Annotated in this window: 25 protein-coding genes and 1 tRNA gene; 5 read left to right on the plus strand and 21 right to left on the minus strand. The window is 60.8% G+C overall.

All coding sequences use genetic code 11. The features are described 5' to 3' along the window. Positions 1 to 15 precede the first annotated feature (15 nt). The 10 genes from BLR26_RS14625 to BLR26_RS14670 form a co-directional block, all read right to left on the minus strand. Positions 16 to 1,131 carry a polysaccharide lyase gene (locus BLR26_RS14625; protein ID WP_093381732.1) on the minus strand — a complete coding sequence of 372 codons (1,116 nt, stop codon included), beginning with the start codon at positions 1,129 to 1,131 and terminating at the stop codon, positions 16 to 18. Next, positions 1,122 to 2,525: an alginate O-acetyltransferase AlgX-related protein gene (locus BLR26_RS14630; protein ID WP_045194022.1), complete on the minus strand. Its 1,404-nt coding sequence runs from the start codon at positions 2,523 to 2,525 to the stop codon at positions 1,122 to 1,124. The genes BLR26_RS14625 and BLR26_RS14630 overlap by 10 nt, the downstream gene beginning before the upstream one ends. 2 nt (positions 2,526 to 2,527) lie before the next feature. After that, complete coding sequence (locus BLR26_RS14635; RefSeq protein ID WP_093381735.1) at positions 2,528 to 3,172, minus strand: alginate O-acetyltransferase AlgF; 645 nt, start codon at positions 3,170 to 3,172, stop codon at positions 2,528 to 2,530. A gap of 10 nt (positions 3,173 to 3,182) precedes the next feature. Beyond that, positions 3,183 to 4,277, minus strand: coding sequence for an alginate O-acetyltransferase (locus BLR26_RS14640; protein WP_093381738.1), 1,095 nt, complete (start codon positions 4,275 to 4,277; stop codon positions 3,183 to 3,185). 9 nt (positions 4,278 to 4,286) lie between these two features. After that, entirely contained in the window at positions 4,287 to 5,714 is a 1,428-nt protein-coding gene (locus tag BLR26_RS14645) for an MBOAT family O-acyltransferase (RefSeq protein WP_045194019.1), read from the minus strand. 14 nt (positions 5,715 to 5,728) lie between these two features. Beyond that, positions 5,729 to 7,180 carry an alginate export family protein gene (locus tag BLR26_RS14650; RefSeq protein WP_093381741.1) on the minus strand — a complete coding sequence of 484 codons (1,452 nt, stop codon included), beginning with the start codon at positions 7,178 to 7,180 and terminating at the stop codon, positions 5,729 to 5,731. After that, entirely contained in the window at positions 7,177 to 8,628 is a 1,452-nt protein-coding gene (locus BLR26_RS14655) for an SEL1-like repeat protein (protein WP_093381743.1), read from the minus strand. The genes BLR26_RS14650 and BLR26_RS14655 overlap by 4 nt, the downstream gene beginning before the upstream one ends. Before the next feature lie 24 nt (positions 8,629 to 8,652). Then, entirely contained in the window at positions 8,653 to 9,804 is a 1,152-nt protein-coding gene (locus BLR26_RS14660; protein WP_093381746.1) for a PilZ domain-containing protein, read from the minus strand. Positions 9,805 to 9,819: 15 nt separating this feature from the next. Beyond that, complete coding sequence (locus BLR26_RS14665; protein ID WP_082075380.1) at positions 9,820 to 11,352, minus strand: glycosyltransferase; 1,533 nt, start codon at positions 11,350 to 11,352, stop codon at positions 9,820 to 9,822. A gap of 192 nt (positions 11,353 to 11,544) precedes the next feature. Then, on the minus strand, positions 11,545 to 12,852 hold the full coding sequence (locus BLR26_RS14670) for a nucleotide sugar dehydrogenase (protein WP_045194015.1): 1,308 nt from the start codon (positions 12,850 to 12,852) through the stop codon (positions 11,545 to 11,547). A gap of 649 nt (positions 12,853 to 13,501) precedes the next feature. On the opposite strand from BLR26_RS14670, the gene BLR26_RS14675 reads away from it, so the two are divergent. The 5 genes from BLR26_RS14675 (at position 13,502) to BLR26_RS14695 (ending at position 17,191) form a co-directional block, all read left to right on the plus strand. Continuing rightward, positions 13,502 to 13,888: a helix-turn-helix domain-containing protein gene (locus tag BLR26_RS14675; RefSeq protein WP_045194014.1), complete on the plus strand. Its 387-nt coding sequence runs from the start codon at positions 13,502 to 13,504 to the stop codon at positions 13,886 to 13,888. A 100-nt stretch (positions 13,889 to 13,988) separates the two neighbouring features. Beyond that, positions 13,989 to 14,627, plus strand: a complete 639-nt coding sequence (gene uvrY, locus BLR26_RS14680; protein ID WP_010221877.1) for a response regulator transcription factor GacA — start codon at positions 13,989 to 13,991, stop codon at positions 14,625 to 14,627. Positions 14,628 to 14,635: 8 nt separating this feature from the next. After that, the gene (gene uvrC, locus BLR26_RS14685; RefSeq protein ID WP_045194013.1) at positions 14,636 to 16,459 is read left to right on the plus strand and encodes an excinuclease ABC subunit UvrC; all 1,824 of its coding nucleotides are present in this window, start codon (positions 14,636 to 14,638) and stop codon (positions 16,457 to 16,459) included. A gap of 32 nt (positions 16,460 to 16,491) precedes the next feature. Then, positions 16,492 to 17,052: a CDP-diacylglycerol--glycerol-3-phosphate 3-phosphatidyltransferase gene (pgsA, locus tag BLR26_RS14690; protein ID WP_010221879.1), complete on the plus strand. Its 561-nt coding sequence runs from the start codon at positions 16,492 to 16,494 to the stop codon at positions 17,050 to 17,052. A gap of 63 nt (positions 17,053 to 17,115) precedes the next feature. Beyond that, positions 17,116 to 17,191 (plus strand) — tRNA-Gly (locus BLR26_RS14695). A 129-nt stretch (positions 17,192 to 17,320) separates the two neighbouring features. Here the strand turns inward: BLR26_RS14695 and BLR26_RS14700 are convergent. The 11 genes from BLR26_RS14700 to BLR26_RS27135 form a co-directional block, all read right to left on the minus strand. Beyond that, complete coding sequence (locus BLR26_RS14700) at positions 17,321 to 17,521, minus strand: hypothetical protein (RefSeq protein ID WP_045194012.1); 201 nt, start codon at positions 17,519 to 17,521, stop codon at positions 17,321 to 17,323. A 62-nt stretch (positions 17,522 to 17,583) separates the two neighbouring features. Further along, positions 17,584 to 18,414 carry a class I SAM-dependent methyltransferase gene (locus tag BLR26_RS14705; RefSeq protein WP_093381749.1) on the minus strand — a complete coding sequence of 277 codons (831 nt, stop codon included), beginning with the start codon at positions 18,412 to 18,414 and terminating at the stop codon, positions 17,584 to 17,586. A 388-nt stretch (positions 18,415 to 18,802) separates the two neighbouring features. Next, the gene (locus BLR26_RS14710; protein WP_093381752.1) at positions 18,803 to 19,141 is read right to left on the minus strand and encodes a hypothetical protein; all 339 of its coding nucleotides are present in this window, start codon (positions 19,139 to 19,141) and stop codon (positions 18,803 to 18,805) included. A 69-nt stretch (positions 19,142 to 19,210) separates the two neighbouring features. After that, positions 19,211 to 19,474 (minus strand): PAAR domain-containing protein, encoded by a 264-nt coding sequence (locus tag BLR26_RS14715; RefSeq protein WP_093381755.1) that lies wholly within the window; start codon positions 19,472 to 19,474, stop codon positions 19,211 to 19,213. 50 nt (positions 19,475 to 19,524) lie between these two features. Further along, positions 19,525 to 19,962: an Imm26 family immunity protein gene (locus tag BLR26_RS14720; RefSeq protein WP_093381758.1), complete on the minus strand. Its 438-nt coding sequence runs from the start codon at positions 19,960 to 19,962 to the stop codon at positions 19,525 to 19,527. Next, positions 19,959 to 20,231, minus strand: coding sequence for an RHS repeat-associated core domain-containing protein (locus tag BLR26_RS14725; protein ID WP_093381761.1), 273 nt, complete (start codon positions 20,229 to 20,231; stop codon positions 19,959 to 19,961). The genes BLR26_RS14720 and BLR26_RS14725 overlap by 4 nt, the downstream gene beginning before the upstream one ends. Positions 20,232 to 20,267: 36 nt before the next feature. Continuing rightward, entirely contained in the window at positions 20,268 to 20,801 is a 534-nt protein-coding gene (locus BLR26_RS14730) for an Imm15 family immunity protein (protein WP_093381765.1), read from the minus strand. Further along, positions 20,798 to 21,727: an RHS repeat domain-containing protein gene (locus BLR26_RS14735; RefSeq protein WP_093381768.1), complete on the minus strand. Its 930-nt coding sequence runs from the start codon at positions 21,725 to 21,727 to the stop codon at positions 20,798 to 20,800. The genes BLR26_RS14730 and BLR26_RS14735 overlap by 4 nt, the downstream gene beginning before the upstream one ends. A gap of 18 nt (positions 21,728 to 21,745) precedes the next feature. Beyond that, the gene (locus BLR26_RS14740; protein ID WP_093381772.1) at positions 21,746 to 22,084 is read right to left on the minus strand and encodes a hypothetical protein; all 339 of its coding nucleotides are present in this window, start codon (positions 22,082 to 22,084) and stop codon (positions 21,746 to 21,748) included. A gap of 101 nt (positions 22,085 to 22,185) precedes the next feature. Continuing rightward, positions 22,186 to 22,449, minus strand: coding sequence for a PAAR domain-containing protein (locus BLR26_RS14745; protein ID WP_093381774.1), 264 nt, complete (start codon positions 22,447 to 22,449; stop codon positions 22,186 to 22,188). 29 nt (positions 22,450 to 22,478) lie between these two features. Continuing rightward, entirely contained in the window at positions 22,479 to 23,063 is a 585-nt protein-coding gene (locus tag BLR26_RS27135; protein WP_143013274.1) for a hypothetical protein, read from the minus strand. Between the last annotated feature and the right edge of the window lie 23 nt (positions 23,064 to 23,086).

Raw genomic sequence — 23,086 nt, forward strand, 5'->3', positions numbered from 1 at the left:
CGGTTCGTCCTTGGGTTACGGCAGTGTGGGATAGAACGGCTTGAGCGGGCCGCCGATCTGGCTGTAGTTGTCGACCTCGCCATCCTCGCTGTCATACAGCTGGCGGGCCAGGCGGTTACCCGGGGCGCGCTGCAGGAAGGGGATCAGCCAGGCCAGTTTGTACGGGGCGACGTCGCTCTGCGATTTGCCCTTGAGCTCGGGCAGGCTGTCGGGGTCGAGGATGCTGCGGGCGGCGAAGTTGGCCAGCAGCTCCAGGGTCTGCTGATCGTCGCTGCTCCACGGCAGGTCGTTGGCCCGCGCCGACTCGGCCAGCAACACCAGCGGCACCAAGGCGTACTGGCTGTAGGTGGCGGCCAGTTTGCTGCGCGCCACTTCCAGCGGCAGGTAGGCGTAGCTGCCGTCAGCGGACTTCACCGCCTGCTGCAGGCCGCGGCGCAGGTTGCCGTCGGCCCACTGGATGAAGTCGTCGCGCTGCACCAGCATGCCGGTCGCCGCCACCGCCCAGGCCGCCCAGTAGTCGTGGTTGTTGAACCAGGTAAAGCCCGGGGTGCGGCGCGGCTGGTACTCGGCGATGATGCGCTCGCCCAACTGGTTGAACCAGGCCTGCTGCGCCGGTGACAGTTGCAGCTTGGCGTCACTGGCGGCCTGGGTCATCAGCAGGGTCGAGGCCATGGCCGCCACCGCCCATTTGCGCGCGGCCATGCCGGTGCTGCTGGCGTCGGGGTTGAGCAGCGCACCGGCCTCGGCCCAGCGTTCCAGCCACTGGTCCTGGCAAGCCAGGGCCATGTTCGCCTCCTGCGGATTCTTCGCCCGCTGGAAGCGCTTGCTGGCGTAGATCAGGCCGCCGATGAACTGTTTGACCTGCTTGCCGATCTGTTCGCTGTTGGCGTCCGGGCTGCTGCGCAGGGTCGACTTGCTGGCGTCGCGCTGGTCGTACTTGCTTTGTAGCTGCAGGCTGCCGGTGTAGGGCGGCGGTGCTTGTTTGCTGCAGCTCAAGGTGCGGTAGTCGGCGATCATCGCCGATTGCGCGGTGGCCCGCGGTGGCCAGATCGAGCTGGCCGCCAGGCTGTCGGCCAACTGCAGGCTGGCGCACAGGCCCAGGCCCAGCGCGGTCCAGGTCTTTACAGGCATACGCGGGTTTCCACTTGGGTGGCGGCGGTGCCGGGCTTAGTCGGCTCCATGAACACCGACAGCAGGTTGGCCCCGGCAAATTCCTTGGCCCGGCTCAATTCAAGGTAGTACTGGCCGCCGCTAACCACCGCCTCGCGGCGAAACCAGACCTTGTCGCGGGCGCCGTTGTCGTAATAGACGATCACGTAGAAATCCTTGACGTTCTTGTCGCTGATGCGGATATCGAGAAAGCCCTGGCCGTTGCCGAGGTGCTTGCGGTTTTCGCCTGCGTTGCTGAGCAGTTCGATGCGCTCATTGACCCGCAGCGGCGGGCGCTCTACCCGGTTGGCCAGGACTTCGGTCGACACCGGGCAACCGCCTTTGATCGCCGGGATCAGCTGGCGGTACATCTGCTCGGATTCCAGCTGGTAGTTGGCCGGCAGCTCCCAGATGATCAGCTTCGGCGGTGCCTTGGGCTTGTAGTTCTCTGACAGCAGGTATTCGAGCAGCGAGCCGTCCTGGCCGACGCCGGGCAGGGCGTAGTTGAGGATGTCGACCTCAAGGTACTGCTTGAGGTAGCCGTCGAAGTTGAACTGCTTGCTCTCGTCTTCACGGGCGGCGGCGTTACTGTCGCCAACCAGGATCACCTCTGGGTCCGGCGCGTCGTCGAACAGCGCATCGGCACCAGCGGCCTCGGGGATGGTCTGGTAGCCGCGCACGTACTGGAAACCGTAGTTGTTGCCGCAGATATAGCTCAGCGCCAGGTTCAGGGTGCCGTCCTTGGGCACCATGACCCCGGGTTCGGTGCGGTAGCTTTTTTTGCTCAGGTCGGCGTAGAACGGCTGGCGACGGATTTCTTCGGCAACCAGCCGCGCCGTAGCTTGGGCACCGGCCGGGGTCCAGTGGTGGTCACGGCGAAAGAAGAACTCGCCCTTGGGCGGGGTGTGCACCAGTTGCATCAACGGCGGCACCACCGCGCCACCGGCGCGCAATTGCTGCAGGTAATTTTCCAGGTTGCCGCTGGCGCGGGCAAAGTCGAAGCCATGCAGCTTGTCGGCGTAAAGCTTGTCGCGGTGCATCAGGCCACGGGTCGGTTGCACCGCCATGGCCACATGGATGCCCTGTTGGCGAAAGGCGGCCATCAAGCGCGCAAACTCCGGGCGCATGGGCGCCGGGATGCCGAAGTCGTTGGTCAGGTCGACCGCCGAGCGGAACAGCCAGCGGTCCTTGGCCGGAACGATTTCGCGCATCAGCTTCATGCGCCCTTCGGCGTAATTCTGCGGGTTGCTCAGTCCCGGGCAGACCATGCACTCAAGGCTCGTGCAACTGGCCTTGGCGGGCTCTGCGGCCACGCTCGGGGCGCTCAGCAGAGGGCCCAGCAGCGCCGCCAGGCCAAGGGGAAGAATGCGCTTCATGATCACTCGCTCGGGTCGATGCTGTTGGCCAGGCTCATGCTCTGGTAGCCGGCGCCCTTGGGCAGCAGCACATAGCTGTAGGAGCGGCCCTTTTTCAGGAACAGTTCGTCGAACTGGGCAACGTTCTGCTCATCGACGTAGGCGGCAAAGCCGATCTTGATCTCGTTGACCATGCGGCTGCCGGTCTGGTCCTTGCCCAGCGGGTCGACGATCACGTGCTTGCCATCGACGGTTTTCAGCGCTGCCTGGGCCGGGGTCAGGTTGTAGAAGGCGACCTGGGCCTTCTTCGGCTCGTTGACGTACTTGTCGGCGATCAGGGTCAGCTTGCTGCCATCAAAGACTACAGTGCTGGCGGCGTTGGCCTTGAGCTGCGGCTCGATGGCGGTGCCGCCGACGGCGATCTTGTGCGCGCCGGCCGGGGTGAAGCGGTAACCGCTGAGCTGGCCGGCGGCGACCCGTTGCGCGGTAATCTTGCCGCTCAGGGTCACATCGATGTTGCCGCCGGACAGGTTGAGCACGCGCACGAAGGCCGAGTCGGCCGGGGCTACGGCGTCATAGAGGTCGGCGTTGCCTTCGGCGGCATGAACGGCGGCGCTGCCCAGCAGCAGGGCGGAAGTGGCGAGCAGGCGTTGCAGTGCAGTGTTCATCAGTCTCTCCTTAGAAATGTTGGGTCTGGCCGGGGCGGCTCAGCGAGCCGAGGCGGTGGGCGAGCAGGGTGCGCAGGGGGAATTCCCAGACCACGGTGTCGATCTCGGGGTTGCTCAGCTGGTCGCTGGCAAGGAACTGGCTCATGGCCTCGAACGGCCCGCGGGCTTCCACCGACACGCTCAGCAGGTCGCGGTTGAGCGCCTCCTTGAGAAAGCCGACGAAGTTCCAGTCATCGATCTTGCTGTAGCTGGTACCCACCAGCATCAGGCTCTGGTTTTCGCTGGCGAACAGGTCGCTGGCGCTTTGCTCGGCCTTGAGGGTTTCGTACAGGGCGATCTGGTTGGGGCCGAACTGCGGCGCCAGTTGCGCGTGGTTGAACTGGATGTAGTTCATCAGGTCGCCCTTGACCGTCTTGTCGGCGACTTTGTGCGACAGGTAACGCTGGTCACCGAGCAGTTCCGGGTGCTGGCGGGCCAGCTCGTAGGCACTCAGGCGCGCGCCTTGCGGGCTCCAGTGGGTGTCGGACTTGAGGAACAGCTCGGGGCCGGCAAGGTTGGCCAGAAATGCCGAGCGCAACGGCGTGACGGCAATCTCCTGCGCCTGCAGGCGCTCGACGAAACGGTCGTAGAGGCTGATCGCCCGTGGGTCGACGGCGCGTTGGGTGTGCGCGGCATAGACATCGACTTTCATCGGCAGCGGCAGCACGATCAGGCGCTTGTTGTGGGCCTTGAGCTGCTGCTCGACCTCGGCGATCTGCTTGAGCTGGCCGTCGAGGTTGGCCTCAAGGTTGTTCGGCACGCGGTATTCCTGGTTGGTGTAGAGCCAGCCGTCCTTGCCCAGCACCACGCCCTTGGTGCCTTCGTCGAACAGCCGGTACTGGGCGTTGGCCCACAGCTCGACCGACGGCTCACGGAGGAAGAAGCGCTTGTCGTAGACCTGCTCGAATTTGCGCAGCAGCTTGCCGTCGACGAACAGGTTCCAGGCGTCGGTCTGGTTGCGGGCAAAACTGAACACCGGGGGCAGCGAGTAGACGAACATGCCCGCCAGCAGGACGCCGAAGGCAATGCCGTTGACCTTGCTGGCCGAATTCATGACCGGGTACATGGCGGTCTCCTAGAACTGAAAGTACAGAAAGGGCGAGAACGAATGCGCCGCCAGGCTGCTCAGCGCCAGGGCAAAGCCGGCCCACAGCAGCAGGGCCTTGAGGCCGCCGACATGGCGCATGAAGTACTGCTCCTTGTTGCCGGCGTAGAAGCGCACGTTGTTGCTGCCGGCCAGCACCAGCCAGCACAGGGCGATGGCGGCGAACGACATGGCCATCTTCGAGGCGCCAAGCACGTACAGGTCCAGCGAACCGAGGCCGTTGAGGCCGAACAGCGCCTGGTAGATGTCGATGCTGTGGCGCAGGTCGTTGGTGAAGAACAGCGGCATGCTCAGGATGATCAGCACGAAGGTGCGCAGGTTGCGGCCCAGGTGGTAGGGCGTGGTGATCTTGGTCGCCAGGTTGAATTTGCGCTCGATGACCATGCCCAAGCCGAAGAACAGCCCCCAGCAGATAAAGGCAAAACTGGCGCCGTGCCACAGCCCTGACAGCAGCATGGTGTAGACCAGCGCCGGCAGCGCCCCGGCGATGCGCTTGCGCACCAGCGGCATGTACACGTAGTCGCGCAGAAAGTGCGCCAGGGTCATGTGCCAGCGCGCCCAGAACTCGGTGATGCTCTGCGACACATACGGCTGGTTGAAGTTTTCCGGAAAACGGAAACCCATCATCAAGGCCAGGCCCAGGGCCATGTGGCTGTAGCCGGCGAAGTCGAAGTACAGCTGCAGGGTCGAGACCACCAGGCCGAACCAGGCATCGCTCAATTGCAGGGTGCCTTCGCTGATGAACAGCACGTTGATCGGCGCCAGCTGGTCGGCGATCAGCACCTTCATGATGAAGCCGAGCATGAACCGGCACACGCCCAGCGAGAACAGCTCCAGCGAATGGGTGCGCTGGCGCAGCTGCGGTGCCAGCTGGCTATAGCGCAGGATCGGGCCGGCCACCAGGTGCGGGAACAGCGCGACGAAGGCGGCGAAGTCGATGAAGTTGTTGGTCGGCGTGGCGTCCTTGCGGTAGATGTCGACGATGTAGCTCAGGGCATGGAACACATAGAAGGAGATACCCAGCGGCAGGAAGATCGTCTCCAGGGTGAAGGTGTTGATGCCCAGCGGCGCGAGCAGGGCGGCCAGCACCTCGGCGCCGAAGTTGGCGTACTTGAAGTAGCCCAGGGTCGACAGGTTGCCGATGATGCCGATCCATAGCAGGCGGAACGCCCAGCGCTTGTCGCCGGCATCCAGGCGCGCCTTGATGCGCAGGCCGAACCAGTAGTTCCAGTAGGTGATGGCGACGAACAGCAGCAAAAAGTCCGGCCGCCACCAGGCATAGAAGATGTAGCTGGCGGCGACGATCACCGTCGAACGCCACGGCGCCCGGGCGAGGAAGTACACGGCCAGGAACAACGGCAGGTAGAGGAACAGGAAGACGTTGGAGGCGAAGATCATCTCGGGTTCCGTCCTTAGTAGCTGACCACGACGCCGAAGGTCAGCTGGTAGTCATCACCACTGTCCAGGGCGTTGCCGGCGTTGAGGTAGCTGGCGCTGACCAGGGCGTTGACGTCCAGGTGCTTGCCGTCGATGGCCACTGGAAACATCTTCCAGTAGTAGTTGAGGTCGAGCATCTGCCCGACGTCCTTGCCGCCGCCGTGGTTGCCCTGGGCAATGGCGCGGTTGCGCTCGCTGCGCTGGTCGCCTTCAAGGCGAATCGGCAGGGTGCCGTTGGCATCGCGCAGCTTCAGTTCGGTGAGGCGAAAATCCAGGGCGCTGCGCGGTGTCGGGTTGGTTTCCAGGGCGATGCCGTAGTAGCTCAGATTGCGCAGGTCGAGGCTGACGAAAGAGCTGGCCAGGCGCGTGCTGTAGCTGCCCTGGCGGGTGATGCGGTCGGACTGGATGGCATTCAGGCGAAAGCCGTCGTTGTCGTTGCTCGGCTTGTCGGTCAGGCCGCCGCGCAGGGCCACCCGTGGTGTCCATGGCAGGTCGTGGAAGCGCTTGCCGATTTCGCCCAGGGCCGCCCAGCCGCTGGCGTTGTGGCCGCTGCTGGTGAGGCCGTTGACATCGGTGTTGTCGACCTTGCCGTCGAGGCCCGCGAGTTCCAGGTGGTAGTCGCTGAACAGCGGCGTCAGGTCAAGATCGTCAGCCTTGAAGAACAGCCCGTAGCGCATGCCCTTGAAGTCGTAGCGGTCTTCGGCGTCGTGGCCGCTGTGGTCATTCTCGTGCATCAGGCGCACGCCGGCCCAGTTGTGCTCGCTCCAGCGGTAGGCGTACTCGCCCATCAGGTAGGTGGTGCGCTCCTCGCTGTCGGCCAGGCGATTGACGTCGCTGTTGTAGTTGTAGAACTTCTGCGCCACGGCGACAAAGCCACGGGAGAAGGTGTCGTTGTAGTTGAAACGCAGCGACTCGATGCTGTCGTCCCACCAGATGCCGTAATCGTCGAAATAGCGCTGGCGCCCGGCCGACAGCGAAAAACGCGGGTCGTCGCCGAGCAGGTTGCGTTTCACATACAGCTCGCGCAATTCGGCGTACCAGCCTTCGGGCTGTTCGCGGTCGAGGTTGTTGGCGTTTTCGTTCTGCACGCTGGCCGACTCGCTGGAGTCGTAGTTAAGCCACAGGCGGCCATAGACCATCCACTTGGCCCAGCGTTTTTCCGGCGAGTACCAGGCGAACGACGGCTCGTAGCGCAAGCTGTAGAACATCTCGCGGCTGCGGCCGACTTCGGCGTTTTCCGGGCCGTAGCCGGTTTGTACGGTGAGCTTGTTGAAAAACTCCGAGGTGATCACCGGCTCGCTGCCATCGGCGACCCGCACCGGCTCGCTGCTGTCGGCCTCGGGGCCGGTGACTTCTTCCAGGGCGTGCGCCGGGTACAGCGGTGCCAGGGCCAGCAGGGCGCCGAACAGGGTGTGGTGGGCTTTCACAGGGTTGCCTCCTTCAACAGATCGTTGCGTGCCGCCAGGGCGCGCGCGATGTCATCCTTTTTCAGGGTCTTTTCCAGGCGCGTGACCAGGCTGCGGGCACCGTTCTCGCCCAGCGCCACGGCCACCTGGGCATAGGTGTAGGCCTTGACCGGGTCATGGCAGATGGCACGGCCGTAAGCGTGCAGGGTGGCCATGCGGTACCAGGCGGCGGTGGAGCCGGCCCGGGCCTGGGCCTGGAAAATCTGCAGGGCCTTGTCCTGGTCGGGCTGGTCGGCCACGCCCTTGCTGTAGTACTCGGCCAGCAGCAGCTCGGCGTCGGGGTAGCGGCTGGCAACCAGCTCGTCGATCAGCGCGCGGGCCTTGTCCGGGTCCAGGGTCAGCCAGTTGTTGACCATGTAGAACGAGGCCTGCAGCGCCTTGGCCCGGGTCGCTTCGCGGGTCCGCACCTGGTCGATCAGCGCCTGGGTCTCTTCGGCGTTGTGCTCGGTGGGGTTGGAAATCATAAAGTTGGCCTTGGACACCATCGCCGGCACGAAGCCGCGCTCGACGGCGTTGTCACGCCAGCGATGGGCTTCGCCGCGGGCGAGGTCCAGGGCATCGCTGCGCTGTTTCTCCAGGGCCAGTTGCGCGGCGTCCGGCTGCACCCGCGCCGGGCCCATGGCACTGGCCTGGCGCTGGTAGCGGTCGGCTTCCTGCTCGGCGCGCTGCACGCTGTTGATGCTGTCGAGCAGCGAGCCGATGCGGTGCACGATTTCAACCGCCAGGGTCGGGCGCAGCGCTTCGAGGCTGCGGGCAAAGGCCGGGAAGGTGCGGTCCTGGTCGTCGCCGAGAAAGCGGTAGTAGCGGTCGATCGCCCGCACATCGACGCGCACTGCCTGCTGGTACCAGCGCTCGGCGCCGGCGCGGTCGCCCTGGCGCTCGGCCAGCACCGCCTGGTACAGCTCGGGACGGCAGTTGAGCAGGCACGACTGTTGGTACAGCGCCAGCAACTGCGCCGCCTGTTCGCTGGAGACCAGCTGCGGGTACACCAGGAACACCTCCAGGGTGGTACTGGCATTGCGCGGGTCGAGGGTCGCCGGGTAACGCGTCAGGGCCTGGGCCATCCACTGCTGTTGGCCCTTTTGCAGGCTCGGGGTGCGATCCAGCAGGCGCGCCAGCGAGGCCAGCGCCGGCACCTGGCCGCGGCCGTCGGCAAACGCCTCCTTGTACAGGGCGATGACGTCTGCGCGGCTGGCGCCATCGCTGTTGGCCAGCACATCACCGAGCAACAGCTTGGACGCCAGGTCACCGCGCTCGGCCAGGATGCGCAGGTCGGCACTGACATTGGCGCTCGGATCCTTGTACAGCGCGTAGCGGATCTGCTCCAGGCTTTGCCCGGCCAGGGCATTACCGGCACAGGCCAGGCCAAAGCCTGCCAGCAGCAGGCGGGAGGGCGTCTTCGCATTCATTGCCTATTCCTTCCTTGGGGGTGCTTAGCGCGACGCCGTGAACGGCAGGCCCAGGTACAGGTCCACCGCCACCGGCTTCTGGTACGCGGCGCGCGGCAGCGGGCTGTCGGGGGCGATGGTCAGGGCCAGGTTCTTGTTGGCTTCATCGACGCGAGAGTCGATGACCTTGCCGCTGAAGGTCTCATCCAGGCCGAACACCTTGAGGTCCACCGAGGTCACCCGGCCGATATCGGCGAGCTTGTCGAACGGCACGTTGGCGGTGACGAACAGGCCTTCATCCCTGGGCAGCAGATGCACCAGTGGCGCCTGCTTGTAGCCAAAGCCGTCGAGGGGCTTGCTCGGGAAGTACAGCTCGCAGTCGCACGGGCTGTTGATCACGGTTTCGATGGTGGCGCGCCCGAGCAGGGTCTGCAGGTCGCCGGGCGCAAGATCGGCCAGGGCCTTCATGTCGGCCGGGCTGGTGAAGCTGGTGGCCAGCTGGGTGGAAATGCTCGCCACCGGCGCGCCAGCCTTGACCTCGGTCTGCCCCGGCGCCAGGAGGAACTTCACATAGCCGTTGTCGGGCATGCTGATGACCTGGGCATTGGCCGAGACCTGGGCCTGTACTGCCGGGATACGGAAGAACAGCAGGTAGCACTTGTAGGCGACAAAGCCCAGCGCGGCGAGGCCGGCGGCGGCATACAGCAGGGTGCCGAGGGTGGCCTTGAGGCGCTCGCCAGAGCTGCGCGCACTGGCGTACTTGTGCTTGCGTTCCTTGATGTAGTTTTCCCGCTGCATCACGTTGAACAGGCCATTGATGTCGGCGATTTCGCCCGACAGGTAGGCGCTGATGATGTAGCGCAGGATGTCGCGCTTTTGCGAATCGAGCTCGACGAACTGGGCGCCGACTTCCTGGCCGCGCTGGGAGACGATCTTGATCTGGCTGTCGATGTTCAGGTCGACCTGGTTCAGGCGCAGCTGGATCGAGGCGTGGTACAGGCTGCCGATCTTCAGCGGCTCGGGGTGGACCAGGCCGATGCCGCCCAGGGAGATGTCCTGCAGGGTGCTGTCGAACGGTGGCTGGCCGGCCGCGCTGAGCTTGACCCGGGCGTTGAGCTTGGTGCGCACGTACTGGCGTTCGTCGATGGCTTCGTGGACTACGTTGGCCGGTACTGCGGGTGTGCTTGAGCTACTCATGGCAGGCGCCTTTCCTTAACGTTGCGTGAGTTCGAGAAGAACCGAGATGACCCCGAAGAAAATCGCGATGGATGAAAACAGCATCGCCTTCGAGGACCAGCGGTTCAGGGCGGCATCGAAGTTGACGGCGCCGTTGCTTAATGTGGTTTTTTGCCGGGTCCAGCTCTGCTGGTCCATGTGGAACAGGGCGTAGACTTTCATCAGCGAGCCGATGATCTGGTTGTAATAAAGAACGAACGGGTACACCGGGCTGACCGGGTGGCCGGCGAACAGAAACAGCACGGTGACGATGCTGCGCGACAGCAGCACCCAGAACAGGTACACCAGCAGGTACTGGATGCCGAAGACGATGCCGGCGACCACCGAGGCGGTCAGGCCCATCAGGCAGGTCCACATCGACACCCGCTGATCGAGCAGCACATACAGGGTGAACAGGCCCAGGCGAGCGCGGCCGAGCAGGGCGGTGGCACGAAAGTTCTGGCGCAGCGAGTTGCCGTACCAGCGGAACATCAACTGGCGGGTGGCGCGCCAGAAGCTGTTGTCTGGTGGATGCTCGACGGTCAGGGTGTTGCTGTCGGGCACGTAGAAAGTGTCCCAGCCGGCGCGCATCAGGCTCAGCCACGACGACTTGTCGTCCCCGGTCAAAAACTGAAAGCGCCCCAGGCGCCAGTGCTGGAGAAAATCCGCCTCGACGTCGCGGATGAAGTCCGGGTCGGTCATGACGCTGGCGCGAAAGAACGACAGCCGTCCGGTCAGGGTCAGCACCCGGTGCGACAAGGCCATCGAGCACATGTTGATGTGCCGCTGGACGAAGCGCATCGAGTGCCACTGGCGCATCAGGCTGCTGCCTTCGACTTCGCAGAACTCGTTGGTGGTCAGGCCGCCGACGTTGGGCAGGTAGGCAAACAGCTTGACCGCACGCTCGACGCAGCCGGGCAGCATCATGGTGTCGCCATCGACCACGCCGACCACCGAGTCTTCCAGCGGCATCTGCCGTGACAGGGCGCGAAAGGCATGGGCCAGGCCGTCACGCTTGCCGGTGCCACGGGCGCGGACGATGACCAGCTTGATGTCGTCGCGGTCCTTGACCTCGTTGCGCATGATCTCTTTGATGAACTGCTCGTCGCCTTTCTCGACGATCGAGGCAATCACCGTGCACGGCACCTTCAGCCGCTGCACCTCCTGGAACACCGACTGGTAAACCTTGAAGGTGGTGTGGGTGGGGATGCGAAAACTGGTCACTACCATGAACATGTGCGCCGGCAGCGCCGCATCGCCCATGCGCTCGACCGCCTTGCGCATGCGCGGGAACTTCCAGTGCAGAAAGTACATGCCGCGCAGGTAATGGACGATGGCGTTGCCATAGCGCCACATGCCCAGTGCACCGATGATGAAGATGAACTTATGGTGCGCAGGGTCGAGGTACTGCGGCGCGACCATCTCCGACGCCAGCGCAATCAGGCCGAACAGGCAGGCCCAGGCGCAAAACCGCGCGCCTGCCTGCAGGTAGTCCGGCCGGCCCGAGGGCGGCTGTTGCTGTCGTTCCATGTAGTCGTTGCTCCTGTGTTCGGGCCGCACCCGGCTGAATGACATGCGCACTGTTCGCGCCTGGCCAGGACAAGGCCGGCCGGGCAGGAGGCAGGTGGGCAGTCAGTCAGGCGGGGCGCCTGGGTCAATCGCCGGGTACTCTCTGGATGGAGTACTTTCTGGCTGGAGTGCTCTTTGCTGGAGTACGGGGCCTTACCAGCAGATACCTTCACGCCGGGCATCGCTGCCGTGGGCCATGAAGCCGACCAGGTCGATGATCTGCTTGCCATCGCTGGCATCCAGGGCCTGCGCAAAACGGTCATCGTTGTTGCCCAGCACCACCACCTCGGCGTCGCGGATCACCTGCTGCAGGTCGTTGCACAGCAGCGACGAAACGTGGGGGATCTTCGATTCGATGTATTCGCGGTTGGCACCGAACACCCGCGCGTACTCGACGTTGGCGTCGTAGATGGTGAGCTCGTAGCCTTTGCCGATGAGCATTTCCGCCAACTCCACCAGCGGGCTTTCGCGCAGGTCGTCGCTGCCAGCCTTGAAACTCAGGCCCAGCAGGCCGATGCGGCGCTTGTCCTGGCGGGTGATCAGCTCGAAGGCGTTCTTCACCTGGTTGCGGTTGCTGGCCATGATCGAGGCCAGCAGCGGGTGCTCGACGTCCAGCTGGCCGGCGCGGTAGGTGAGGGCGCGCACGTCCTTGGGCAGGCACGAGCCACCGAAGGCGAAGCCCGGGCGCAGGTAGTAGCGCGACAGGTTGAGCTTGTAGTCCTGGCAGACCACATCCATCACCTCGCGGCCATCGACGCCGGAGGCCTTGGCGATGTTGCCGATCTCGTTGGCAAAACTGACCTTGGTCGCGTGCCAGACGTTGCAGGTGTACTTGATCATCTCGGCGACTTCGATCGACTTGCGGATCACCGGGGCGTCCAGGCCCTGGTACAGCGACTGCAGCAGGTCGCCCGATTGCGCGTCCAGTTCGCCGATCACGGTCATGGCCGGAAAATCGTAGTCCTGGATCGCGGTGCTTTCGCGCAGGAACTCGGGGTTGACCGCCACGCCGAAGTCGATGCCGGCGCGCTTGCCGGAGTACTTCTCGAGGATCGGAATCACCACGTTCTTGGCCGTGCCGGGCAGCACGGTGCTGCGCACCACGACGGTATGACGGCTGGCCTTGTCGCGCATGGCGGTGCCGATTTCGCGGCACACCGCTTCCATGTAGACCAGGTCCAGGTCGCCGTTTTTCTTGCTTGGGGTACCCACGCACAACAGCGACATCTCTGTAGCCAGTACCGCAGCCTGGACATCCGTGGTACCGCGCAGGCGGCCATGGCGCACGCCATCGAGCAGCAGTTGCTCAAGGCCCGGCTCGACAATGGGCGACTTGCCCTGGTTGATCATGTCGATCTTGGCCGGCGAGATATCCACGCCCAGCACCTGATGGCCCCGTGCAGACAAACAACCGGCACAGACAGCGCCTACATAACCCAATCCAAAAATACTGATATTCATAGTTCCCTCTCCCAAGGTGCAGCGAAAGCTGACCGAGATACTCAGTTAAACGGCATGGTCGACGCGGCAGACGCGCAAGAAAAAGCAGCGCGCTAAAAGGAGGCGATGCAAGCGTTTTTTCGTTGTCTTATTACATCCTAAGGGAGTTTTTTTAACTTCGGCAAGCAGTCTCTAACTCTTGCTTGGATAAAGTTTAAATCTGCTCTGTTAAAGTTTAAAAACCCTTATAAATCAATAAGATAAAGTTTGTTGTTAGTTCGACGTCAAAAATCCGATATCGGCATTTTGCCGAGAAAATGGCGCCAGAAAGCCGTTGCATCTGTGGCTTTTGACGATTTTTACGGTTTTTTTGACGGGGCTTTTGCATGCGCTATGGAACTTCTTTATTCTCCCCGCGCTGTTGTATTAGTGGCTGTTGATTTCGTCGGTGATGGCACTTTAGCTATTAAGCAAAGTTGTTGGCTTATTAGCGCCTTGAGTAACAAGTGTGGGGCAGAGTTGCAGGTTGTCCAGACAACCCCGGACAGGTAGGGCGGGCTTTGACTTGTGCCGCGCGGCTGATCGCGGCATAGTTCGGGCTTCGTTCGAGGCACGCCATTGACGGCTGTGTGCTCATCCATCCGGATGCTGGATAAAGGACGCCAAGCAAATGAACGGAATCGGTTCGCGTATCAGGGAAGAAAGAGAACGGCTGGGCCTGACCCAGCGCGCCTTTGGCGACATTGGCGGGGTAGAGCCCAACGCCCAGGGCAAGTATGAAAGCGGCGAGCGCACGCCCAAGGCCGACTACCTGGCGGCAGTGGCGGCGCGCGGGGTCGACGCGTTGTATGTATTGAGCGGAGTGCACACGCCGGTCGAACACAGCAGCCTGAACACCCAGGAAGAACAGTTGCTCAGCAGTTTTCGCCTGCTGCAAGAGGCCGACCAGGCTGCCGTCCGGCAGTTGCTCGGCAGCCTTGCCGAGCGTGCCCAGATGCCGCCGGCGAGAGCGGGCGGCTATGAGCGCGGGATGTACGGGCGACTGTCGGGCAAATAAAAAAATGACGTCAGGTAAATGACGTCTTCCGTTAGGTCTACGGCTGTATTTTTTGCTAAGGTGGCGGGATCCAATTACCGCCGCAGTGCGAGGTGTCTGCTTGATTAGGGTGCTGGTGGTCGATGACCACGATCTGGTGCGTACGGGCATCACGCGCATGCTGGCCGATATCGATGGCTTGCAGGTGGTGGGCGAGGCCGACTCTGGCGAGGCATCGCTGAAGGTTGCGCGCGAGCTCAAGCCCGACGTGGTCCTGATGGATGTGAAAATGCCCGGTATCGGCGGCCTGGAGGCAACGCGCAAACTGCTGCGCAGCCACCCGGACGTGAAAGTGGTGGCGGTGACCGTCTGCGAAGAAGACCCGTTCCCCACCCGCCTGTTGCAGGCTGGCGCCGCCGGCTATCTCACCAAGGGCGCCGGGCTGGACGAAATGGTCCAGGCCATTCGCCTGGTGTTTGCCGGCCAGCGCTACATCAGCCCGCAGATTGCCCAGCAACTGGCGCTCAAGTCGTTCCAGCCGCAAGGCTCGCCGTTCGATGCGTTGTCGGAGCGGGAAATCCAGATCGCACTGATGATCGTCGGTTGCCAGAAGGTGCAGATCATCTCCGACAAGCTGTGCCTGTCACCGAAAACGGTCAATACTTACCGTTACCGGATCTTCGAAAAACTCTCGGTCACCAGCGACGTCGAGCTGACGCTGCTGGCGGTCCGCCACGGCATGGTTGACGCCAGTCTCTGAGCGCATTCATGACACCTGTGTTCGATTCAAGCGCATTCCTGGCGACCTGTAGCGGTCGCCCGGGCGTCTACCGGATGTTCGACGCTGAGGCCCGGCTGCTGTATGTGGGCAAGGCCAAGAACCTCAAGAAGCGCCTCGCCAGTTACTTTCGCAAAGCTGGCCTGGCGCCGAAGACGGCTGCCCTGGTGGCGCGCATCGCCCAGGTCGAAACCACCATCACCGCCAACGAGACCGAGGCGCTGCTGCTCGAGCAGACCCTGATCAAGGAATGGCGGCCGCCGTACAACATCCTGCTGCGCGACGACAAATCCTATCCTTATGTCTTTCTTTCCGACGGCGACTACCCGCGCCTGGGCATCCACCGTGGGGCGAAGAAGCAAAAGGGCAAGTACTTCGGCCCGTACCCCAGCGCTGGCGCCATCCGCGAAAGCCTGAGCCTGCTGCAAAAGACCTTTTTCGTCCGCCAGTGTGAAGACAGCTACTACAGCAACCGCACCCGGCCGTGCCTGCAGTACCAGATCAAGCGCTGCAAGGCGCCTTGTGTCGGCCTGGTCGAACCCGAAGAATACGCGGTGGATGTGCGCCACTCGGTGATGTTCCTTGAAGGCCGTAGCCACCAGCTGACCAACGAGCTGAACGCCGAGATGGAACAGGCGGCCATGGCCCTGGAGTTCGAGAGGGCCGCCGAGCTGCGCGACCAGATCGCCTTGCTGCGCCGCGTGCAGGACCAGCAGAGCATGGAAGGCGGCAGCGGCGACGTCGATGTCGTCGCCGCCTTCGTCAACCCCGGCGGTGCTTGCGTGCACCTGATCAGCGTGCGCGGCGGGCGGGTGCTGGGCAGCAAGAACTTCTTCCCGCAAGTGGGCATCGAGGAGGAGGTGGCCGAGGTCATGGCCGCATTCCTCTCGCAGTATTACGTGGGCAACGCCGAGCGCGAACTGCCGGGCGAGCTGATCGTCAACGTCGTCCACGAGGATTTTGCCGCCATCACCGCCGCGATCGAAACCCTGCGCGGCCGCGAGCTGACCATCAGCCACCGGGTGCGCGGCACCCGTGCGCGCTGGCAGCAACTGGCGGTGACCAATGCCGAGCAGGCACTGGGCGCGCGCCTGGCTAACCGCCAGCACATGGCCTCGCGCTTCGAGGCCCTGGCCCAGGTGCTGGCCCTGGACGAAACCCCGCAGCGCCTGGAGTGCTACGACATCAGCCATTCCAGCGGCGAAGCCACCGTCGCCTCGTGCGTGGTGTTTGGCCCGGAAGGGCCGCTCAAGTCCGATTACCGCCGCTACAACATCGAAGGCGTAACCCCGGGCGATGACTATGCGGCCATGCATCAGGCCCTGACCCGGCGCTTTGGCCGGCTCAAGGACGGTGAGGGCAAGCTGCCCGACGTGCTGCTGGTGGACGGCGGCAAGGGCCAGCTGAACATGGCCCGTGAAGTGCTGCAGGAACTGGCGGTGCCCGACCTGATTTTGCTCGGGGTGGCCAAGGGCACCACGCGCAAGGCCGGTTTCGAAACCCTGTACCTGAACGACGTGGCCCATGAGTTCACCCTCAAGGGCGACTCGCCAGCGCTGCACCTGATCCAGCAGATTCGCGACGAAGCCCACCGCTTCGCCATCACCGGCCACCGCGCCCGCCGCGGCAAGACCCGCCGCACCTCGACCCTTGAAGGCGTCGCCGGGGTCGGCCCGAAACGTCGCCGCGACCTGCTCAAACACTTCGGTGGCTTGCAGGAGCTGACCCGCGCCAGCGTCGAAGAAATCGCCAAAGCACCGGGAATCAGTAAAAAGCTTGCCGAGTCGATTTATGCCAACCTGCATAGCGAGTAGAATGCCCGCTCACTTTGCAGCCAGTTGTGCCGATGAATATTCCAAATCTGCTTACCGTTCTTCGCGTCCTGCTCATTCCGATCTTCATTTTGCTGTTCTATGTTCCGTATCACTGGAGCTATATCGCAGCGAGCAGTGTCTTCGCCATCGCCGCGGCCACTGACTGGCTGGACGGTTACCTGGCCCGTCGCCTGCAGCAGAGCACGCCGTTCGGTGCCTTCCTGGACCCGGTGGCCGACAAGCTGATGGTGGCGGTGGCCCTGGTATTGCTGGTGCAAGTGCACGCCAACTTCTGGCTGACCCTGCCGGCGGCGGTGATCATCGGGCGCGAGATCGTGGTCTCGGCGCTGCGCGAGTGGATGGCCGAGCTTGGGGCGAGGGCGCACGTGGCGGTGTCGAACCTGGGCAAGTGGAAGACCGCAGCGCAAATGCTCGCCCTGGTGATCCTGCTGGCCAACCCGCCGGTGCTGACCTTCTGGGTGATTCTTGGCTACGCCTTGCTGATGATTTCTGCCGGCCTGACCCTGTGGTCGATGGTGCACTACCTGCGCGCCGCCTGGCCGCACCTGCGCGAAGGCTCGGAGCAGAAATAAAGCTTTTTTGAATCAAGGGCTTGACGAGATTTATTGAATCGTTACAATAGCCCCCATCACGACGCGGGAATAGCTCAGTTGGTAGAGCACGACCTTGCCAAGGTCGGGGTCGCGAGTTCGAGTCTCGTTTCCCGCTCCAAATATGGCGCTACAGCATTCAGCAGAGTGCTGTGGTGATAGAAAAAAGGCCCTTCGGGGCCTTTTTTCGTTTCTGCTGTTCGGTGCTGGGCAGGTGTCTGGTCCAGGGCGCTGACGCATCGCTGAACCATCAGTGCCTTGAGGTGAATTCACCATCCGTGTCTACGGCAATGCGGTCCATCGTCTTCTGCGTGTCTTTGACGATTTCGCCAATTCGATGCGCTTCCTTGGCAAAGCCTTTGGCTACCAAAAGTGGCAGGCTTTCTTGCAGGGCCTTCAGGGTTTGGCGGATATCGGCAGCGGCCTTGAGGTTTCGGTGCGGGTTGTCCATTGGCTCTCCATTGACGGTCTGTGAAGTGGCAGTGCCCGCCCACGCAGGGCGGGGCAGCCGCTTCAGGGTTTGCGCGAAGTAACCGCCGTCAGCGACAGCGTCACGGGACCGGTCGGTACGGCAGAGGCTACGGGGGCTGTCAGTTGCATCCCCATCGCACCTTCCTCGCGGGTGTGCATGTAGGGCGTGTGCTCCAGCTTCTCGACCTGCAATGAGGTGACACTGGCCTGATCACGGTGACCGCCAAGGACGGCGTGCTTGAGAACGTCCGTGTCGGGTGTTTGCCCACGGTCGATCACGCTCAACAATCCGCCGGGACGCAGCACTTCATCGGCCAGTTCATAGACGCTGTTCTGCACGAAAATTCGGTGCTCGAAGGCGGTTGGCATCAGGCGAGTGTCCACCGCGACGTTGTGGCCTCGGGCGTTGTGGGTGCCGAGCAGCCAGCAGGCCACCGCGTCGAATCGAGGCTGGGCCTTGAGCCACTGCTTGAGCTGCGGGTCACCCAGGGCATCGCCTTCGATCAGCAGGCAGTCGGCCTTGGGCGCATCACCCGGCGCGCAGTAGTCGAGTCGGTAGGCGTTGTCGTCCAGGCTTTGGGCAGATTCGCGTGCAATGACCGCGACCGAGTAGCCGTGTTCTGAGAGCAGGGCCTGAGTGGCTGCAATGCAGTGGGGGTTCTCTTCCACGCAGACCACGCTGTGACCATTCTTCAGCAGCGCCAGGGTGGAGTGGCCGACGCCGCAACCAATCTCCAGGAGGCGCAGGTAGCCCTCAACCTGAGCGGTCATCCAGGCATAGTGTCCCTGGTTGCGGTGGCTGTTGGCATTGACCCGCCAGTTGCGAGTGTACTCGCGGCGAAACTGCTCCAGCTGGTGCAGTGCGCGCGGCATATGGGTGGTCCAGGGCGGTGAGAGGCTGTCGCCTGAGTTTGGCGATTTCTTGTTGTTCACGGTAAGTCCTTTGCCTGAGTTGTTTCGACGATCTGCTATCGCCAGGCTGGATCTTCGGGCAAGGAGCGTGCACAGGGCAAGCGGCGGGATGGGGAGAAATCGCAAGTGGCCAGGGCGCGAAGCCTGCCGGTTTTGCTAAATGCTTTCAGCCAAGGCTCTGGTACGCGCCTCAACGACATTTCATACACTCGACTGACCGGTCGCCTGGACACATTGTCTTGCAAATTGGTTGAGTGGTCACCCGAGGTTGCCGCGTTCGTCGTAGACGTAGTGCTTGGCGCAATAGTCGCGCAGCCGGTTATCGAGCAGTTTGCTGCGCGGGTAGCCGTCACGCTCTGGCAGCACTCACGGTGATACGACCTGCTTGTAACACCTCGATGCGGATAACCGTTTCATCGCCGCGGGAGGGCATTGACTCCTGGATGATGACGCCGTCAATGCAGGCGGTGCGCATGCGGTGGCGCAGTGCCCTGCCTTGAGGGTCGAAGAACAGCTCGCTGGCGAGGATTTCAACCTGTTCAACCAGAGTGCGGGTGTGTTCGTCAGTGGCGCAAAAGAACAGCACGCCGCTCCAGTGGTCATCGTCGTCCGGGTTGTGGACGTTGTGCTCGACAAGCTGATGCAGGGCTTGCTTCAGCTCGGCAATTCGGGTTTTCAGTTGGCCCATGGCCTCATCCTCCGTTGACGCTGAGGTGTGGTCGCAATCCGTGCGAACAAAGTGCTCTTTGGTTTCGGGTTATCGATGCACGCTGCCGTGAGAGGCGCTGGCAATCAGGCTGGCGCCACAGGCGGTTTTCATGCCGTCGAGCGCGACCGGGATACCGTTGATGCTGTAGGTGCTACTGCCTTCGATGATGGGGAAGATGCCTTTGCAGAGTGGGCAGGAGACTAGGTTGCCTTTGCCGGCTATTGGTTTGCCGTTGAGGTTTGTATGTTGGATAGCTTCAATCACTGAACCTCCGTGATCAGTCGAATCCCCAAGGCGTGCAATTTTCTTCACTCAAGCCCTCCTCTTATTTAGTGATATTTTAGGTGAATGCTTGATGAGTGTTAGAGCTTATGAAAATGTTCAGAGTTAGCGATTATTTCTTTGATTAGTGTTTCGTCGGTAAATTTTTTAAATTCGGGAAGGCTGTCATATTCTCCGAATTTTTCGGAAGGGATTAGTTTTCCTTGATATATTACAAGCTTTAAGTCGGGCCTGATTGTGGATACTTGTTTTTTGGGGGCGGGCCAAGGATTTTCGTTCTTGTTGAATGGGATGTTTCCAATGTATGGCCACTCACCTTTTTCAACTGCGGTTCTTAACGAAAAGGCATCCATGTAGGGTGTGTAATTTTCCAGTTCGGTAATGCTAAGCAATCTGTTTTTGGATGTCACGTTCAATATGGCTATGTTGGGGTCGTTATACATTCGTATATAGCTATAGTGCTGTTTGCGATTATCAAGTGGTACGGCAAAAATATCTCCTGGCTTTACTTTGTTCATTGTGATAGGTGCCTTTTTGCACAGTCGATGTAAGCGGCTCTGTTTTTGTTTCTATCTGGTGCTGGGTTGATTTGTTTTGTTGTCAATGTGCCGAGGTTTTTGTGTTCTATAGATTCAAGGTCCCGTGCTGGGACTAACCACTTACCCGGATTCGGCGCATAGGCATAAATATTCAACCCTCCCGCAAACCCAATCGGAGCCTTGCCAACAAACCGCCCAACCCCTGGATCATAGTATCGGTTCCGGTTGTAATGCAGGCCGGTCTCGATATTTTTGTTCTGTTGTGGGCGTCGCTTATGCCGGCATTATATTTTGTGGGAGCGCTTGGGGACGGCAAATATCCTTACAATTTCTTCATCGCAAGCTGGGTCAAAAAATCTGCTCTCGTAAAATATAAAGCTATTTTCCAAGTTGCATTTTGAGAAGTGCTTTTGGATTGTTGTTAGTTCAATGGATTTTTTGTTGGGGGTGTTGTTTTTTAGACTTTGATGGAAGTCATTTTCTTTGTTTTGGTTTGGGTAGATAAAAATATTTGGGATTATGGGTTCGCTTCCGTAGGGGTTGTCAAAATCTGTAAATGTTATTGCTATGAAAAGTTCGTCCTCATTTAGTTTTTTTACCCTTGCCAGGGTGGTGATTGAGTTAAGTAGAAACGCTGAAAGGCCAATCAAAAAGTCTAGAGTGTTGCTTTTCCCTAATATGTCGGCAAGCTGGTCAAGTCTGTTGTGTCTTGAAATAAGTGGAATTTCCTCAAAGCTTTCGTAGCTCAAGAAAAATACGTCCATATCATCATATGATTCCTTGCTTATTATTGAAGTGTACAAGTCTGTTAATTTCATTTTAATGGTATGCTCCAGCCATGGTCGTTAAGCCATTCGATTGTTTTTCTAGAAAATGTTACATCGCCTCTGCCCTTGTCGTGGATTGATCCGTCAAGGTTGTAACCTGAGCCACATGGGCAGTGTGCATGCCATTGGCTGTGAGGAACATTCTGCTGGGGGGCGTCGATACGATCAATTTCAGACGGTGCTTGCTCCCTTTTAACTTTGGTTTGTGCTTGTTTGGGTGTTCCGCTTGCCTTGATCTTCTTTTTTGCAAGACCCAGCGGATCAACCCACTCAACCGGATTCGGCGCATAGGCATAAACATTCAACCCACCCGCAAACCCGATCGGATCCTTGCCAACAAACCGCCCGACCCCCGGATCATAGTACCGATACCGGTTGTAATGCAGCCCTGTCTCGACATCGAAGTACTGCCCTTGAAAGCGCAACGGATTGCGGATGTCTGCGCGCTTGGCGGTGTCGCTGCGTTTCTCCTGTGCCGCGCCCCAGGCCTTGTAGGTGCCGCTCCAGGCCACTTCGCCCTGTTCGTCGGTAAGCTCCATGGGCGTGCCCAGGTGGTCGCACTGGTACCAGGCAAACGCATCGAAGGGCGTTGGCGCGGGCTTGTGCTGCCAGACGGGGTCACGCTCGATGTCGTAGGGAAAGTCGTAGACAGGCTCGAGCAGCAACTTGATGGAGCGGTGTTCCACCGCTTGAGCAACGGGCACGAAGGTGCCGGGCTCGTACACGTAGTGGGTCAGGCGGGCGCCAAGGTCATGGGTGCGGTTTTCGAAGGCCAGGGTGTCGCCATCCCAGCCGTAGAGGGTGTTGCCGCAACCGTACTGCTGATCGAGCTTGCGCTGCTCGTTCTGGTTCCATGCGGGACCGGCCTCGCGGCGGTTCTGGTACTTGGCGCGGGCGCTGGCCGGGTCGAAGGCCAAGTATTCAAGCGGTAGCCCTTACTCCCTGGCTGCACTCACAGTGATACGACCCGCTTGTAACACCTCGATGCGGATAACCGTTTCATCGCCGCGGTAGGGCATTGACTCCTGGATGATGACGCCGTCAATGCAGGCGGTGCGCATGCGGTGGCGCAGTGCCCTGCCTTGAGGGTCGAAGAACAGCTCGCTGGCGAGGATTTCAACTTGCTCGACCAGGGTACGGGTACGTTCGTCAGTGGCACAGAAGAACAGCACGCCGCTCCAGTGGTCATCGTCGTCCGGGTTGTGGACGTTGTGCTCGACAAGCTGTTGCAGGGCTTGTTTCAGCTCGGCAATTCGGGTCTTCAGTTGGCCCATGGCCTCATCCTCCGTTGACGCTGAGGTGTAGTCGCAATCCGTGCGAACAGTTGTTCTGTTGGTTTCTGACTATCGATCTGTCACTTGTCTACACCGTCTGATTATCGATGCACGCTGCCGTGAGAGGCGCTGGCAATCAGGCTGGCGCCACAGGCGGTTTTCATGCCGTCGAGCGCGACCGGGATACCGTTGATGCTGTAGGTGCTGCTGCCTTCCACGATGGGGAAGATGCCTTTGCAGAGTGGGCAGGAAACTAGGTTGCCTTTGCCGGCTATTGGTTTGCCGTTGAGGTTTGTGTGGGAGATAGATTCAATCACTATGCCGCCATGATCGGTGGTGTCTCCGAGTCGAATCAGATTTTTCAAATAATCACCATTTACGTGTCCCTGGATTTCTAATCTATGGTCAGATCGTACTCGGTTGGTGCGCTAGTGCTGGAAGTTAACCTTTCGCCTCGAGATAGAGCTTTGATTGCATCATTTCCAACATAATATGATTTTATTTTTGTGAATCGCTGTTTTATCAGTTTCTCGAACAGTTTGTAGAGCTCAAGGCTCTCGGTGGAGGCGTGAATGGTGGATATCTCCCCTGAGATAATGCCATCTGGGTGCGCACTACCGGGTCGGATTACTATCGTTTCTGGGTTGTCTCTCTGGTCAACCAGATTTATCGCTCCACCGTTCCTTTGGGGTACTTCTCGTGATTTGATCTTGTTTTTAGTTTCCCAGACTAAATAGGAGGGGTTCAATGCGCTGTCACTGTATGGTGAGTTACCTAAATTTGGTATGTTAGATAAATTAATGACATCGTCCTTAAGATTTTTTTTTGCTTTGCCAGTGGCTATTGCGTTTAGTTGTTTTAGGTGCGTAGCCTCCCTTATCAGGAGGAGCATGTCGCTTTCCGCAGCGAAGAAATGCATTTGTTTTCCTCTCCTATGGCCTGAATTGAACCTCGGCAGGTGTGGCGTTTTCAGTTGCATTTTCTTTTCGGAGCGAGAATTAA

Origin of the sequence: Pseudomonas sp. UC 17F4, assembly GCF_900101695.1 — a bacterium.
In the GTDB taxonomy this organism is placed as follows: domain Bacteria; phylum Pseudomonadota; class Gammaproteobacteria; order Pseudomonadales; family Pseudomonadaceae; genus Aquipseudomonas.

Coding starts and splice junctions, on each gene's coding strand:
- BLR26_RS14625 (WP_093381732.1), bottom strand. CDS start 1,131: ATGCCTGTAAAGACCTGGACCGCGCTGGGCCTGGGCCTGTGCGCCAGC.
- BLR26_RS14630 (WP_045194022.1), bottom strand. CDS start 2,525: ATGAAGCGCATTCTTCCCCTTGGCCTGGCGGCGCTGCTGGGCCCTCTG.
- BLR26_RS14635 (WP_093381735.1), bottom strand. CDS start 3,172: ATGAACACTGCACTGCAACGCCTGCTCGCCACTTCCGCCCTGCTGCTG.
- BLR26_RS14640 (WP_093381738.1), bottom strand. CDS start 4,277: ATGTACCCGGTCATGAATTCGGCCAGCAAGGTCAACGGCATTGCCTTC.
- BLR26_RS14645 (WP_045194019.1), bottom strand. CDS start 5,714: ATGATCTTCGCCTCCAACGTCTTCCTGTTCCTCTACCTGCCGTTGTTC.
- BLR26_RS14655 (WP_093381743.1), bottom strand. CDS start 8,628: ATGAATGCGAAGACGCCCTCCCGCCTGCTGCTGGCAGGCTTTGGCCTG.
- BLR26_RS14660 (WP_093381746.1), bottom strand. CDS start 9,804: ATGAGTAGCTCAAGCACACCCGCAGTACCGGCCAACGTAGTCCACGAA.
- BLR26_RS14665 (WP_082075380.1), bottom strand. CDS start 11,352: ATGGAACGACAGCAACAGCCGCCCTCGGGCCGGCCGGACTACCTGCAG.
- BLR26_RS14670 (WP_045194015.1), bottom strand. CDS start 12,852: ATGAATATCAGTATTTTTGGATTGGGTTATGTAGGCGCTGTCTGTGCC.
- BLR26_RS14675 (WP_045194014.1), top strand. CDS start 13,502: ATGAACGGAATCGGTTCGCGTATCAGGGAAGAAAGAGAACGGCTGGGC.
- uvrC (WP_045194013.1), top strand. CDS start 14,636: ATGACACCTGTGTTCGATTCAAGCGCATTCCTGGCGACCTGTAGCGGT.
- pgsA (WP_010221879.1), top strand. CDS start 16,492: ATGAATATTCCAAATCTGCTTACCGTTCTTCGCGTCCTGCTCATTCCG.
- BLR26_RS14700 (WP_045194012.1), bottom strand. CDS start 17,521: ATGGACAACCCGCACCGAAACCTCAAGGCCGCTGCCGATATCCGCCAA.
- BLR26_RS14705 (WP_093381749.1), bottom strand. CDS start 18,414: ATGCCGCGCGCACTGCACCAGCTGGAGCAGTTTCGCCGCGAGTACACT.
- BLR26_RS14710 (WP_093381752.1), bottom strand. CDS start 19,141: ATGGGCCAACTGAAAACCCGAATTGCCGAGCTGAAGCAAGCCCTGCAT.
- BLR26_RS14720 (WP_093381758.1), bottom strand. CDS start 19,962: ATGAACAAAGTAAAGCCAGGAGATATTTTTGCCGTACCACTTGATAAT.
- BLR26_RS14730 (WP_093381765.1), bottom strand. CDS start 20,801: ATGAAATTAACAGACTTGTACACTTCAATAATAAGCAAGGAATCATAT.
- BLR26_RS14740 (WP_093381772.1), bottom strand. CDS start 22,084: ATGGGCCAACTGAAGACCCGAATTGCCGAGCTGAAACAAGCCCTGCAA.
- BLR26_RS27135 (WP_143013274.1), bottom strand. CDS start 23,063: ATGCAACTGAAAACGCCACACCTGCCGAGGTTCAATTCAGGCCATAGG.